Below are 15,276 nucleotides of genomic sequence, written 5' to 3'. Positions count from 1 at the left end.
AATTACTTCAGCGCAAGATAAGCTTGCTCTGCTAGTGTAACAACTTCGTCATCAATATTCAGCCCTGAATAATGTGCCAACGTTGCTGCAAAACCTTTTTCTGCGAACATAGCCTGAAGTTCAACCGCTTGTGGGTCATCGTCATTCTTATAATGGAACGCTGCGGCAATACCTTTGATCAAGTGACCATTTGGCAAACCGTATTCGAGTGTGCCATTGAGTGGTTTAATCAAACGATCTTGCGGACTCAGTTTGCGGATTGGCTGACGACCAACACGGTCAACTTCATCACGCAGGTATGGGTTAGCAAAACGGCCAAGGATCTTCTGAATGTATGCAGCATGTGCTTCAGGATCAAAACCGTAGCGCTTGATAAGCACCGCACCACTCTCTTCCATTGCAGCTGTGACTTCTGCACGAATTGCATCGTCTTCGATAGACTCTTTGATTGTCTCATGACCCGCGAGTACACCAAGATAAGCCGTGATCAAGTGACCTGTATTCAAAGTAAACAGCTTGCGCTCAACAAATGCCATTAGATTATCTGTGCATTCCATACCTGGAATATTAGGGATCTCACCTTTAAATTGTGTTTGATCGACAATCCATTCGCTGAACGTTTCAACTGTTACCGCCAGTGGATCCGTTTCACCTGCTTCTGCTGGTGGTACGATGCGGTCTACCGCTGAGTCAACAAAACCCACATTCTCTTCAGCAAATGCTTTCACATCTTCATTTAAGTGCTCAAAAACCGCTTCTTTTAGCTGGCTAGTACCGCGTACCATGTTCTCCGCTGCGATGATATTCAGCGGTGATGTGTTATTTGCAGCCGCGCGTTTTTCAATACCTTGCGCCACTGACTTAGAAATGATTTTTAGAACTGTTGGACCAACCGCTGTTGTCACAATGTCTGATTCTGCAATGCAATCAACAACCGCATCTGTGGCTGAGTTAACAGCAGTCACGTTACTTACAGTTTCAACCACACACTGCTCACCAACCACTTTCACAGCGTACTCATTGCGTTTTAGTAGCTCAGAAACAACCGTTTCATTCACGTCAGCGAACGTAACCTTAATGCCTGCGTCCGATAATAGTTTACCAATAAAGCCACGACCGATGTTACCTGCACCAAAATGTAACGCTTTCATAATTATTAACCTTTTATGTGTGAATCTATATAGCTGACTACTCGACATCTCACAAAGCAGTAACCTATAAAGACTGAATCGAAAAAGGAGGCCAGTGGGGGGAAGACTGGCCTCATTCACTCAGGAGCTAGACTCGAAGCCTATTAACCGTTGAGAATACGTAGAACATCTTCTGGGTTAGTCGTGTTCTGTAAGCACTCAACTGCTTCTTCATCATCAAGTGAATTCGTAATCGCCATCAACACCATGTTGTGCTCATCGCCTTGAGCTGCAATACCGATAACCATCTTGGCAATATCGTCTTCGTCTTCTCCCCATTGGATGCCCTCTGGGTACTGACAGAACACGATGCCGGTTTTTTGAACATACTGTTTCGCTTCAATCGTACCGTGCGGAACGGCAATCGATTCGCCAAGGTAAGTCGACACCAACTCTTCACGAGCAAACATGCCGTCGACATACTCAGGAGAAACATTACCCAGTTTGACCAGTTGCTCACCGGCAAACTTAATCGCGTCTTCTTTCTTCGTTGCAGTTAGACCAAGGAAGATGCTGTCGTTTGTTAGAGATAATGTGTTCTCTTCTTCTTGAGCTTCTGCCGCTGGAGCTGCTGGAGCAGACTCTTGAGTAGCACCGCCTTTTTGCGCTTCTACAAGCTCAGCAACCAATTTGTCGTAAACAGAGCCATCTAAGAAGTTATTCAAAGAGATGTGCATTGCACCCGGCACTGTGCTTCGAGCACGGTCAGTGAGGTCTTTATGCGTAATAACAATTTGTGAATCGGCTGGTAGGTTGTTGATCGCATGGTTAGTGACAAAGATATCAAGACCCGCAGCTTCTACTTTCTTACGTAGCAAACCTGCACCCATTGCACTTGAACCCATACCCGCATCACAAGCAACATAAACCGCTTTCACGTCAGCTAGGTTGATTTCTGCACCAGACACTGCACCTTTAGAAGATGATTTCATATCTTTCATCTGCGCTGATGCTTTCTCAAGTGAATCTTCATCTTCTGCTTGAGAAGTGGTTTTCAGCAGGATTGATGCCACGACAAACGAAGTTGCTGCTGCAGCAATAACTGACAGGATAACGCCCATGTATGCACCTTTTGGTGTCATAAGCAGAATCGCGAAGATTGAGCCAGGTGAAGCTGGCGAGATAAGACCAGAGCTAAATAGTACGTTTGTGAATACACCAGCCATGCCACCAGCGATAACCGCTAGGATTAGACGTGGGTTCATTAACACGTATGGGAAGTAAATCTCGTGGATACCACCTAGGAAGTGGATGATTGATGCACCCGCAGCTGACTGTTTTGCGCTGCCTTTACCAAATACCATGTAAGCCAATAGAAGACCTAAACCAGGACCTGGGTTTGCTTCAATTAGGAAGAAGATTGAGCGACCAATCTCTTCTGATTGTTGAATACCTAGTGGTGAGAAGATACCGTGGTTAATTGCGTTGTTTAGGAACAGAATTTTCGCAGGTTCAACGAAGATAGATGCAAGTGGAAGCAGACCCGCTTCAACCATAGCGTTTACACCCGCCGCAAGACCATTTGAGAGAACCTTAACCGCAGGACCAACCAGGTAAAAAGCAAGGATCGCACAGATCATACCGACGATACCTGCTGAGAAGTTGTTGACCAACATCTCGAAGCCACTCTTCACTTTACCGTGAACAGCCTCGTCAAATTTCTTGATTGCGATACCACCCAATGGACCAACAATCATCGCACCCATGAACATTGGAATATCAGTACCAACGATAACACCCATAGTTGTGATAGCACCGACCACAGCGCCTCGGTCGCCGCCGACCATTTTACCACCCGTGTAACCAATCAATAGTGGCAGCAAGTAAGTGATCATTGGGCCGACAAGCGCAGCCAATGTTTCATTTGGCAACCAACCCGTTGGGATAAATAGCGCAGTGATAAAACCCCAAGCGATGAATGCGCCGATATTCGGCATAACCATGTTGGAGAGGAAACGACCAAAGTTTTGCACTTTGATCTTTGCATCAGGTGATAACATAGGGGACCTCGATTTTATTATTAGGTGGCAGTAAAGCCAAAATGTGCTTGTTCAAAAGTTGCTTAAAATGTATCACAACATTTCAAAAACACCTCAAGCCGAGACTTTTTGTGATAGACATCACACACAATAAGATGGGGAGCACGAAACACAGTGATACAAATCACATTTTGTTGCCGTCACTTAATTACATACCAACTTAGATGATAATGAATAACATTCAATGCAGATCTAGATCACACTTATTAACTACACATACCCAAAATAGTTAGTGATAGAAATCACACTATAAAGATCTACTCATCCCTCTTATTTATTTTACGCTTAGAAATAAAACAATTACAGCTCAAGTATCATACAGCTAGTACATAAAACCAAGCCTTTGTAATTTAATTACAAGCTCTCTCACGTTAATTTCACGCTGAATATGTTTAAAATATAAGGAAGTTCTATTGAATCGAGGGGATAAAAATGAAAGCAGTACTGTTTGATATGGATGGACTGATATTTGATACGGAGGTCGTGTATAAACAGAGTTGGCAACATGCTGCACGCGAGCAACACTTAGAGCTCACTGATGCGTTTTACCGAAACTTCATCGGTGTTCAAGACCCAGAGTGTGAGCGCATGTTGGTTGAGCACTTCCCAGAGCGTTTTGATATCACACGCTACAAACGAGATCGAGATCAGCACTTCCACACTTTACGTGCAAAGGGTATCGCAATAAAACCAGGATTTGATGCACTTTTTAATGCGATTAAGCAACGCTCGCTGCCCACAGCGATTGTGACATCCTCTCATCACGCTGAAGTCGCACATAACTTTGCCAATACCCCATACCTCTCGCAGTTTGACTTAATCATCACTGCAGAAAATGTAGAGAAAGGAAAGCCCCACCCCGACTGCTATCTTATGGCCTGCGAGAGACTAGGGCTTGAAGCAAAAGATTGCCTTGTATTAGAGGATTCAAATAATGGTATAAAAGCAGCGCTCGCAGCAGGGTGCCAATCAATAATGATCCCAGACCTGCTGCCGCCTGATGAGGGTATCAATGAGCGAACGATTGTGCTCGAGTCACTCAATGAAGTCATCAAGCGCTTGCCAAAATTAACTAGCTAAATGACTTAAAGGGATTGTTGATAAAGCAGGTGCGCAAACTATTGACGATGTCTGTCACGGCTAAAACGATCGTCGATTTTACTTTTTGATTGTGCCGAGCAATAAACATATCCATCATGCTCTGTGATAAACCGCTGAGCATGCTTGGGTCATACTCAATAGGCATACTGCGTTGGATCGCTTTGATCGAGCGAAGTAGGTTCAAAACTCGAAGATCGGTAAACGTAACGCTTTCAGGGGTAACTTCTGCCAACTCTTTGAGCTCACAAAATAGCACGATGTCTTCGTAAAGCGCTTTAGGGATCACCTGTAACCCCAATAGCACTTTGGTGCGCATCATCATATCACCGAGCGGGCCTCGAATACTTAAAAGCGGCTCTATCACATTCTTGATAGCGTAATCATCAGACGCGAATAACCCTTGCATCACTGCTGCGATTGCGTCATCAATTGCATGGTAGACCGCACTGAATACCGATGCTTCGCTGTCTGCCTGTGATATCACCTCGAGTAAGTCGGCCTCACTAGGAAAGTCTCTATCCTCTTGAGAGATAAAATGTTCATTGTGAGACGGGATGGTGCGATTAATCATGACATAGCCCCGATGCAGTATGCCTTAATTCTCTTATTGTCATTCAAGCCAACGTTCGTTTGTCCCATTATCGTTAAATTCGATTGATCACGCGAAGAAACTCCTCCTTGCTCGCTGTCGTTTTCAAGAACTCAAGGCTTTCATCATTATCTAGTGCCCCACTGACTAAAGAGATCATTTGAATGTGACGTTCACCGCGAGCAGCAATCGCAACAACGAGCTTTGCGACATCCTCGCCATCTTCATCCCACACAACACCATTTGGGAACTGGCACACCACCACCCCTTCACTCTTTATATACTGTTTACCGGCTATCACACCGTGCGGTAAGGCGATTGACTCACCAAGATACGTTGAGAGTAAGCGCTCTCTATCAAGCATACATTGAATGTATTCTGGCTCGACATACCCAAGTTTAACCAGTTGCTCTCCGGCAAACTCGATGGCTTGCTTTTTGTCAGTCATATCTTTGCCAAGAAACACATTTTCTCGAGAGAACAGAATCGGCTCTTGTGCAATGGCATCTTCAACCTCGATGGTTTCTAGAACGGAAAACCCCACTTCATGCTCTACTCGCTGACCACTCGGTTTGATATTCGCCTCGACTTTGAGCAACACCACCGCACTAACAAATGAGACAAGTGTGGAACTCATTACACAGGCAATGATCCCCAAGTAGGAGTCTTTCGGTGTCATTAGAAGAATCGACACTATCGAGCCCGGTGATGCGGGAGAGATTAGGCCAGCATCAAAGAAAGACAGTGTAAAAATCCCCGCCATGCTGCCCAGAACAAGGGCAACCAACAAACGAGGTTTCATCATGACATAAGGAAAGTAGACCTCTTGGATGCCACCAAAGAAGTGAATCACCGTCGCGCCTGCCGCCGTTTGCCTTACTTGACCTTTGGAAAACACCATATGGGCTAACAGAATACCCAAACCAGGCCCAGGGTTAGCCTCCAGCATGAAGAAGATAGATTGACCAAACTCTTCAACTTGATAGAGGCCAACCGGCGTAAACACACCATGATTGATCGCATTATTTAAAAAGAAGATTTTCGCGGGTTCGACTAAGATCGCAACGAGTGCGAGCGTGCTGGTATCAATAAGCACTTCTACACCAGCAATCAGCATTGCAGTGACTACTAAAACAATTGGCCCGATGATGTAGTAGGCAAAAATCGCACTGCCCATTCCCACGATGCCTGCTGAAAAGTTACTCACCAGCATCTCAAAGCCTGTTTTGGTGCGCTTTTGAGTAAACTCATCGACACATTTGATCACCCATCCAGCAAGTGGACCAACGATCATTGCTCCCATCAGCATGGGAACATCAGAACCAACAATAAGCCCCATAACCGCAATTGCACCAACAACGGCACCTCGTTCACCTGACACCAGACGGCCACCGGTATAGCCAATCAATAGTGGCAATAGAAAAAACAGCATTGGCTCAACCAATGCTGCAAGTTCACTATTTGGCATCCAGCCTGACGGTATAAACAGAGCGGAAATCAAACCCCAAGCGATAAACGCACTTAAATTGGGCATGACAATACTAGAAAGAAAGCGCCCAAAACCTTGCGCTTTTAATCTCGAATTTGGTGACAACATCTAACCAACCTCGTTGAAATAAGGAGTCGGTACTTTTAGAGCACTAACGTAAGTGTGAAAAAATGTAACACACCGCGACTCGACAACTGCATTTCTCGGTCAGATATAAAGACCCCGATCACATTTTAGTCTGATATGGAATTTATGAATTAATGATATCAATCACACTAATGACCTGTCTTAACCAAGGTTATCACTATAAATCACATGTTCAGAGCTTGTGTGAAAGTAAGTAACACACTTAGACATAAGGTTTTGGTAAGCAATTTTGCATGAAAAAAGCCTCCCAGAGCTTTTGGCTCATGGGAGGCTTATAACATAAATTGTCGCCCTAAATTTTAGAACAACCTGTTGATTATTCTACTGTAACAGCCTTAGCTAGGTTACGAGGTTGGTCAACATCAGTGCCTTTAATCAGTGCAACGTGATAAGACAGTAGCTGCATTGGGACGGTGTAGAAGATTGGCGCAGTGATTTCGTCTACATGTGGCATCTTGATGATCTTCATGTTCTCATCGCCTTCGAATCCGGCATCTACATCTGCAAATACGTACAGTAGGCCACCGCGCGCACGAACTTCTTCAACGTTAGATTTCAGCTTCTCAAGTAGATCGTTACTTGGTGCAATAACCACAACTGGCATATCGGCATCGATAAGCGCTAGAGGGCCGTGCTTCAATTCGCCCGCAGCGTATGCTTCTGCGTGAATGTATGAAATCTCTTTAAGCTTAAGAGACGCTTCCATCGCAATTGGGTAGTACTCGCCACGACCTAGGAACAGAGTGTGGTGCTTGTCAGCGAAGTCAGGTGCTAGTGCTTCAATCTCTTTATCAAACGCTAGGGCTTGCTCAATCGCTGTTGGCAGTTTGTGCAGTGACTTAACAATCTCTGCTTCACGCGCTTCATCAACACGACCTTGCAGGCGACCGATAGAAACCACCATCATTAGCATGGCTGCAAGTTGGGTTGTGAATGCTTTAGTTGACGCTACACCAATCTCTGTACCCGCACGAGTCATGAATGCAAAGTCTGACTCACGTACTAGTGAAGAGCCTGCCACGTTACAGATAGTCATTGCTGCCATGTAGCCTTTTTCTTTTGCTAGGCGCAGTGCTGCTAGTGTATCTGCCGTTTCACCTGACTGAGAAAGTGTCACTAGTAGGCTGTTTGGACGAACCACAAAATCACGGTAACGGAACTCTGAAGCGATCTCTACATCACAGCTCACACCAGCAATTGATTCGAACCAGTAACGTGCTGCCATGCCTGAGTTGTATGATGTACCACACGCAATGATCTGCACGTGATCCACTTTGCTTAGGATCTCTTCAGCATTAACACCAATCGCATTGGTGATCACAGATGTATCAGAGATACGACCTTCCATTGTGTTGATCAATGCTGTTGGCTGCTCAAAGATCTCTTTTTGCATGAAGTGACGGTATTTGCCTTTATCACCAGCATCGTGCTCAGCATTTGACTCAACGATTTCACGCTCAACCGCATTGCCTTGCGCGTCAAATACTTTTACGTCACGGCGAGTGATTTCTGCTACGTCGCCTTCTTCTAGGTACATGAAGCGGCGCGTTACGCTAAGAAGTGCAAGTTGGTCTGATGCTAGGAAGTTCTCACCAACACCAAAGCCAATCACGATTGGGCTGCCTGAACGAGCGACAACAATGCGCGATGGATCTTTACGGTCAACCGCTACAGTGCCGTAAGCACCATCTAGTTGTATTGCTGTTTTTTGCAGAGCTTCTAGCAAAGAGTCTGAAGTGCGTAGTTCCCACTCAACAAGGTGAGCAATCACTTCTGTATCCGTTTGAGATTCAAATACGTAGCCACGACCTTGCAGCAATTCACGCAACTCTTCGTGGTTTTCAATGATGCCGTTGTGTACTACTGCGATGTCACCTGACATGTGTGGGTGAGCGTTGATTTCTGAAGGTTCACCGTGTGTTGCCCAGCGTGTGTGTGCGATACCAGTACCACCGACAACTTTCGCTTCTTCAACGGCGTCAGCAAGTTCTTGTACCTTGCCTAAACGACGAACGCGAGTCAGGTTGCTTTCTGCATCAACCACAGCCACACCTGCCGAGTCATAACCACGGTATTCTAGGCGGCGAAGACCTTCAACTAAGATCTCAGCGACATCACGTTGAGCGACAGCTCCAACAATTCCACACATAACGTTACTCCAAAGTAGTTTTTCTCATTCACAGGCAGCAAGCAAAAGCTAACGAATGAGTTAATTAAAATTTAGTGAGCGCAAACAACCTTTACGCCTTTGTTTTCGATGGCTTCACGTTGCTCCGAACCAATGTCTTTATCAGTGATAAGCACATCAATATCGTCCCACGCGAGCTCTAAGTTTGGGATTTTTCGACCAATTTTGTCAGACTCAATCATGACAATCACTTCACGAGCCACTTCCGCCATGACTTGACTTAATCCGACCAATTCATTAAAGGTCGTGGTACCGCGCTCTAAATCGATACCATCCGCACCGATAAAGAGTTGGTCAAAATCATAAGAGCGCAGCACAGACTCGGCGACTTGGCCTTGAAAAGATTCTGAGTGAGGATCCCAAGTACCGCCAGTCATTAGAAGTGTAGGTTCATTTTCTAACTCATTCAGCGCATTGGCGACCATCAGCGAGTTGGTCATCACAACTAAGCCGCGTTTTGAGGATAACTGCTCAATTAAAGCACCTGTCGTGCTGCCGCTATCAATCAAAATGCGATTGTGATCACGAATCAAACCGGCGGCGGCTTGAGCTAATGAAACCTTACGAGTCGAAACATTTTTGTTCAGTTCTTCGGTCACCACTTCTTTCGGTAAAGCAATCGCACCACCGTAACGGCGCAACAACTGACCATTTTTTTCTAGTGAAGCGAGATCCTTACGAATAGTGACCTCTGACGTTTCAAACAATGCAGAAAGCTCTTCTACGCTCACTTCTCCCTTTTCATTAACTAGGTTAGAAATCGCGTGGCGACGCATCTGTGTATTTCGTTTCGACATTTACTCTGTGTCTTTAAGTTTCAAATCGAAAGCAAGTATAGTCGAAACGAAAGTTAGCCGTCCATTTATTTTGATCTAAAAAATAAAAAAATCAGGCCAAAACCTTGTCCTAAGACAAGTTCTGATCGTGAAATTTGCCGCTTACAGTGTTAGAATTCGCGCACCAAAAGAAAATTTATTACAGAATTTGTCTCGATTTTTCCCTTTTATCGACATTATTAAGGGAAAAACAGAAAGATTCTTTCATTTAATCGAAATGAAATAGTCATAAAATGACTAAAGTCGATGAAAGACTTTCAATTAGAAATTGTGGGTATCAGAGATGATATTGATGAGGAAATGAGCACATTTTCTCCTGTTATCACCTACAATTCAGGCTGACTGTTTAACTTTCAAATTGTAACAATACTTACCGGAGAGTATTTTCCATGAAAAAGACCAAAATCGTATGTACGATTGGCCCTAAAACTGAATCTGTAGAGAAGCTAACTGAACTAGTAAATGCAGGCATGAACGTAATGCGCCTGAACTTCTCTCACGGTAACTTTGAAGAGCACGCTGCACGTATCACTAACTACCGCGAAGTTATGGCGAACGTTGGTAAGCAACTTGCTATCCTTCTAGATACTAAAGGTCCAGAAATCCGTACTATCAAACTAGAAGACGGCAACGACGTTGATCTAGTCGCTGGTCAAGAATTTACTTTCACTACAGACGCTGCTGTAGTTGGTAACAAAGACGTAGTAGCAGTTACTTACGCTGGTTTCGCAAAAGACCTTTCTGCTGGTAACACTATCCTTGTAGATGACGGCCTAATCGAAATGGAAGTTATCTCAACAACTGAAACTGAAGTTAAGTGTAAAGTTCTTAACAACGGTGCTCTAGGCGAAAACAAAGGTGTTAACCTTCCTGGCGTATCTGTTCAGCTTCCAGCTCTTTCTGAAAAAGACAAAGCTGACCTTAAGTTTGGTTGTGAGCAAGGTGTTGACTTCGTTGCAGCATCTTTCATCCGTAAAGCAGCTGACGTTAAAGAAATCCGTGAGCTTCTAGACGCTAACGGCGGCGAAAGCATCCACATCATCTCTAAAATCGAAAACCAAGAAGGCGTTGACAACTTCGACGAGATTCTTGAGCTTTCTGACGGCATCATGGTTGCTCGTGGCGACCTAGGTGTTGAAATCCCAGCTGAAGAAGTAATCTTCGCTCAGAAGATGATGATCGAGAAGTGTAACCGTGCACGTAAGACTGTTATCACAGCAACTCAAATGCTTGATTCTATGATCAACAACCCACGTCCAACTCGTGCAGAAGCGGGTGACGTTGCGAACGCAATCATGGACGGTACTGATGCGGTAATGCTTTCTGGTGAAACTGCGAAAGGTAAATACCCAGTAGAGTCAGTTGCTATCATGGCTCAAATCGCTAACCGTACAGACGGCGCGCTTAAAGCTGAACTAGGTTCTCGTCTAGACAGCCCACGCCTACGTATCACTGAAGCAGTATGTAAAGGTGCAGTAGACACAGCTGAGAAGCTAGCTGCTCCACTAATCATCGTTGCTACAGAAGGCGGTAAGTCTGCACGTTCAGTACGTAAGTACTTCCCATCAGCAAGCATCGTTGCTCTAACAACTAACGCTAAGACTGCTGCTCAGCTAGTTCTTACTAAAGGTGTTCGTCCAGTTCTTGTTGATTCTATCGACAGCACTGATGAGTTCTACAAAAACGGTAAAGAGTACGCTCTTGAGTCTGGTTTTGGTAAGAAAGGCGACATCGTAGTGATGGTATCTGGTGCTCTAGTAGCTTCTGGTACAACTAACACAGCTTCTGTTCACGTACTATAATTCGTCGAACAACAAGCAAAGAAAAAGAGAGCCTCGGCTCTCTTTTTTTATATCTGCAACATAGCACTTGTAAGCTATTACCGTTAAACCCTTTAACTCAATCCTATCAGTCTCTAGAGATATTCTTCACGACTCAAGCAACGTGATACTCGATTTCTGCCGTTTGCTTTTGATTGATAAAGCGCGATGTCAGCCCATTTATAAGAGCGGTCTCGATCCCCGGTCATATCGGTAAATCCAGCACTAATGGTCACGTCGATATCTTGATGGCTTGATACCGCGACTAAGATTCTCTCTAACACCTGTTGCGCTTCATCGAGCGTGGTATGCGGCATCAGCAGTGCAAACTCTTCTCCACCAATACGAGAAACAAAGTCTGTTACACGTAAGCTATCAGTCAGTATCTGACCAACAACGCGAATCGTTCTATCACCTTCATCATGCCCCTTCTCATCATTGACGCGTTTAAAGTGATCAATATCGATCAAAGCGAGGCAAGAGGGTTGCTTGTCACTGTACCGTTCAGCGATGGAAGCTGAGCGCGTTAACTCATGTTCAAATTTACGACGATTCCACAGCCCTGTGAGGTCATCCAGTTCACTGAGCGCTCTTAAACGTTCTTCTAGCTTCTTACGCTCGCTAATATCAACGAAAGAGATAATGTAGTAATCAAGCTCCCCTAAGGGTGAGTAATCGGGTTGAATACGTGTTATCACCGAAACGGTACCACCATCGCGAGTATAGATAAGTAACTCACCTTCCCAAGACTTGTTAATATCAATTTCGTTCAACACCGCTTGAGTAATGGTATTGCTGTCTTGACCAAGTAGCTTATCCAGTATTTTTTTGTCCTTGATATCAACGTCACTGTACCCAGTTAGTAGTTGAAACTCTTGGTTCACCAAAATACCACGATTATGCTTGTCGGAAATCAAGACCGCAGACATACCATTAAGCGCAGCTCGGGCTAACTTGCCATCCATATCGCGGCGATAGTAGTACATCAAAACGAAAGTAATCGGTAACAGAATAACCAGCAGCAGCATCAAGACGAAGAGTGCTTCTTGGAGAAGATCACTAAACCCCTGCTGCGCACGACTCTCAAGCTCACTCGGTGGCATCTCAATCATCGCGTAGAGGGCACGCTCTGGCAAAATACCGACAAAGGTAAACACGTACAGCGTGCCTTCATCAAAATAGTAACCTCGGTGGCTCTCTTGCATTTTTTGCCAGATCAGCGGGTTCATTGTGGCAAAGTTAAAGTGGCTACGACTTGGAAATACTTCGCCAAATAACATATGCTCTTTTTGGCCTGCAACATAGTAGCCACTGTGAGAGATCAGATCAGCCGTAAGTGTAGGGTCTGGTGAGAACACCACTAAGTTAGTTAAATAGGTAACATCAAAATCAAGTACCAAGTAGCCGACTCTCTCGCCTAGAGCAGAGACTGGAGTCATGATTTTCATCACAGGGCGCACTGGCGAGCTCACAACACCGGATGCTGCTTCTTCAAACTCTATCTGCCAAGTGCCAAACTGATCGTTTTGTAGAGACTGGAGATAATCAAACAAATCGGTCCCTTCGACATTGCGATACTCTGTACTCGGGCTTGCTCTATCATTCTCACGATCGTAATTTACCTTGAGCACCTCTTGCCCTGTCAGAGAAATAGCTCTGATAGAGCGATACCACTTTTGACCTGCGGCTACAGATGCCCAAACTTGCTCCAGAATGCGTCTATTATCTTGATTAGGTTCAAGGATATAGTCGTACATACTCTGGTTTTCAGCCAATAGGCGTGAAGACGAAACCAAGCGCTCGTTAAGAAGGTAATACTCTCGTTCGATGTAATTCAATTGACTCTGAGATTCAGTAATCGCGCGCTCAATATTATCTGCGCGATTTTCATTATATCGGTGGTAGTAGTGACCAAATAACAGACCGATAAAGAGCAATAGAATAACAGTAGAATAGGCGATAATACGCAGGGGCTTCACTCAGGCTCTCTCTTGTAATTCTGTCAAAGTCAGCCTACATACTTTCATGCAGACTATTTAATATTCAGGCTAAACAGCCCATTATAACATTAGACTAACAATGACTTTAAGAGAGAAAACATCTTCTCTACGCAATAGCAGCAAAAAGCGGACATCAGTCAGAGATTTTAAACACGACATCGACTTTATCTCTAATAACGATAGTTTTATCAGTATAAGAGTCTGATTCGACATTACTGTCCATAGCAACAGCTCGCATAACACGTGGCTGGTTTTGCTGATAGGTAATCTCCCACACTTGGTCAACTTGCTGCCCAAAACCTTGAGCTAACGACTGTGCCTTTGTCTGGGCGTCCTTGATAGCAAGCTCTAATGCCTGTTGTTTGAACTTGTCGTATTCGGTTGTTTGCAATTGAATGTTATCCACTCGGTTGATACCTGATTGCATCGCAAGATCCAGATAAGCATTCAACGACTCTAACTCATTAATCGTCACCGTAATGGTGCGTGTGGCTCTGTATCCCACCAGCTCTGGTTCGGCATTTTTAGGGTAACGGTATTGAGGAGAAATATGCAGATTAGAACTTTGTATCTCTTCGCGCTTGAGCCCTTTGCCTTGTGCTTGCGTTAAGAACGTCTCCACTGCCTTATCAACTTGCTGCTTGGCTTCTTCAGCACTTTGCGCAGTCTCTTCGACACGAATAGACACAACTGCGCTATCTGGGGCTGCGGTAATTTCACCATAGCCACTGGTGCGGATATGAGGAAAATCTAAGCCTGCAGCCGAGGAAGTTAAGGGGAGCAATGCACCCAGAACAATGGTTGCTGAGAGGGTCAAACGAGAAGTTAAGTGTTTCATCACAAGAGTTCCTTAATTTAGTGCCTCGAGATTAGCATAGAGAATTGAGCGCAATCGCTACAGAGTCTGACCGCCATACTGACAAAAAATTCACATCAGTGCTTTTGGGTTGCCATGGTCAAAAGCTGTTGAATCGTCTCTCTTAACCATCGATGCCCTGAACTGTGCTCCATGCGCCTATGCCACAATAAGGTGTGGTTGAAAGAGCGAACCTCAAAAGGCAGTTCAAACATATTCAAACGCATTTTTTGCGCATATAGATTCGCCAGTGAGCGCGAGACGACCGTCAAGTGATGAGTTTGTGAAGCCAGCATCATTGCAGAGAGAATGGAATCAGATTGAGTCACGATGTCTCTCTGCCTAAGTGGCTCTAAGCTAAAGAAGTCCGCTATAAACTGATTGGCTCGACGCAAGCTCTGAACAATGTGTTTTTGACTAAAATAGAGCTCTTCCGTCAATACATCCCCCTGCTGCAGCTGAGGGTGAGACACAGAAGCAACCACGACAATTTCATCTTTCAGCACGGCTTGAGAGCTGAATGAGTTCATTAAGTTATCTTGAATATCCACCACTAAATCCGTTTGGCTCTCCACCAGCTTTTGTGAAATATCAATGTCTGAGCTCGGGGTCATCGACAAATTGATCTTACAGTTGCCGACGATGGGGTGGTCGATGTAGGGTAACAAAAGGTGTTGGATTACTTCATTGGTTGTCACGTCAAAACGATGTGGCTTGGCTGGGTCAAACTCAACAACTTGCTCTAATGCGACATCAATCATCTGTGTCGCTTGCTCTAATTGCTCCGCCAGTAGATTCGCAGCCACAGTTGGCGCTATACCTCGCCCTTTACGCACAAACAGGTCGACGCCTAGCCCGGCTTGTAAGCGTCGTAAAGCATTGCTGACTCCTGGCTGGGACATGTTTAACACCTCTGCCGCCCGAGAAATCGACTGCAATCGATAGACCTCAATAAAAATAGCAAACTGGTTCCAGTTAACGTTGCTAGGCATATACATTCCAATTTGAAATAGTTTAAATA

General features: G+C 44.8%; 11 protein-coding genes. 2 read left to right on the top strand and 9 right to left on the bottom strand.

All coding sequences use genetic code 11. From position 1 onward, the window contains the following. Positions 1-2: 2 nt before the first annotated feature. Together QWZ05_RS14915 and QWZ05_RS14910 are read right to left on the bottom strand one after the other, a co-directional pair. A complete protein-coding gene (locus QWZ05_RS14915; RefSeq protein WP_290299173.1) occupies positions 3-1,151 on the bottom strand; it encodes a mannitol-1-phosphate 5-dehydrogenase in 1,149 nt (382 codons plus the stop codon). Positions 1,152-1,294: 143 nt separating this feature from the next. Continuing rightward, the gene (locus QWZ05_RS14910; protein WP_290299172.1) at positions 1,295-3,190 is read right to left on the bottom strand and encodes a PTS mannitol transporter subunit IICBA; all 1,896 of its coding nucleotides are present in this window, start codon (positions 3,188-3,190) and stop codon (positions 1,295-1,297) included. Positions 3,191-3,661: 471 nt separating this feature from the next. Here QWZ05_RS14910 and QWZ05_RS14905 point away from each other — a divergent pair, with 471 nt between their 5' ends. Then, positions 3,662-4,309: an HAD family hydrolase gene (locus QWZ05_RS14905; RefSeq protein ID WP_290299171.1), complete on the top strand. Its 648-nt coding sequence runs from the start codon at positions 3,662-3,664 to the stop codon at positions 4,307-4,309. On the opposite strand, the gene QWZ05_RS14900 is transcribed toward QWZ05_RS14905, so the two are convergent. From QWZ05_RS14900 to QWZ05_RS14885, 4 genes are all read right to left on the bottom strand, one after another. Next, positions 4,302-4,901 (bottom strand): MltR family transcriptional regulator, encoded by a 600-nt coding sequence (locus QWZ05_RS14900; protein ID WP_290299168.1) that lies wholly within the window; start codon positions 4,899-4,901, stop codon positions 4,302-4,304. The two genes, QWZ05_RS14905 and QWZ05_RS14900, sit on opposite strands and share 8 nt — an antisense overlap. A 73-nt stretch (positions 4,902-4,974) precedes the next feature. Beyond that, complete coding sequence (gene mtlA, locus QWZ05_RS14895) at positions 4,975-6,516, bottom strand: mannitol-specific PTS transporter subunit IIC (RefSeq protein ID WP_290299166.1); 1,542 nt, start codon at positions 6,514-6,516, stop codon at positions 4,975-4,977. A 355-nt stretch (positions 6,517-6,871) separates the two neighbouring features. Continuing rightward, a complete protein-coding gene (gene glmS / locus QWZ05_RS14890; protein WP_264877834.1) occupies positions 6,872-8,704 on the bottom strand; it encodes a glutamine--fructose-6-phosphate transaminase (isomerizing) in 1,833 nt (610 codons plus the stop codon). 71 nt (positions 8,705-8,775) lie between these two features. Beyond that, positions 8,776-9,540 carry a DeoR/GlpR family DNA-binding transcription regulator gene (locus QWZ05_RS14885; RefSeq protein ID WP_264877833.1) on the bottom strand — a complete coding sequence of 255 codons (765 nt, stop codon included), beginning with the start codon at positions 9,538-9,540 and terminating at the stop codon, positions 8,776-8,778. 428 nt (positions 9,541-9,968) lie between these two features. On the opposite strand from QWZ05_RS14885, the gene pykF reads away from it, so the two are divergent. Then, positions 9,969-11,381: a pyruvate kinase PykF gene (gene pykF, locus QWZ05_RS14880; RefSeq protein ID WP_264877832.1), complete on the top strand. Its 1,413-nt coding sequence runs from the start codon at positions 9,969-9,971 to the stop codon at positions 11,379-11,381. 113 nt (positions 11,382-11,494) lie between these two features. Here pykF and QWZ05_RS14875 read toward each other — a convergent pair whose 3' ends face one another. From QWZ05_RS14875 to QWZ05_RS14865, 3 genes are all read right to left on the bottom strand, one after another. Further along, entirely contained in the window at positions 11,495-13,378 is a 1,884-nt protein-coding gene (locus QWZ05_RS14875) for a sensor domain-containing diguanylate cyclase (RefSeq protein ID WP_290299160.1), read from the bottom strand. Between the two features lie 154 nt (positions 13,379-13,532). Then, entirely contained in the window at positions 13,533-14,237 is a 705-nt protein-coding gene (locus tag QWZ05_RS14870) for an oxidative stress defense protein (RefSeq protein ID WP_290299158.1), read from the bottom strand. A 95-nt stretch (positions 14,238-14,332) separates the two neighbouring features. Beyond that, positions 14,333-15,247 (bottom strand): LysR family transcriptional regulator, encoded by a 915-nt coding sequence (locus QWZ05_RS14865; RefSeq protein WP_290299156.1) that lies wholly within the window; start codon positions 15,245-15,247, stop codon positions 14,333-14,335. Positions 15,248-15,276 lie beyond the last annotated feature (29 nt).

The sequence above is a fragment of the Vibrio agarivorans genome (genome assembly GCF_030409635.1).
Lineage (GTDB): Bacteria > Pseudomonadota > Gammaproteobacteria > Enterobacterales > Vibrionaceae > Vibrio > Vibrio agarivorans.
This window is presented reverse-complemented; position numbering and strand designations above follow the sequence as displayed.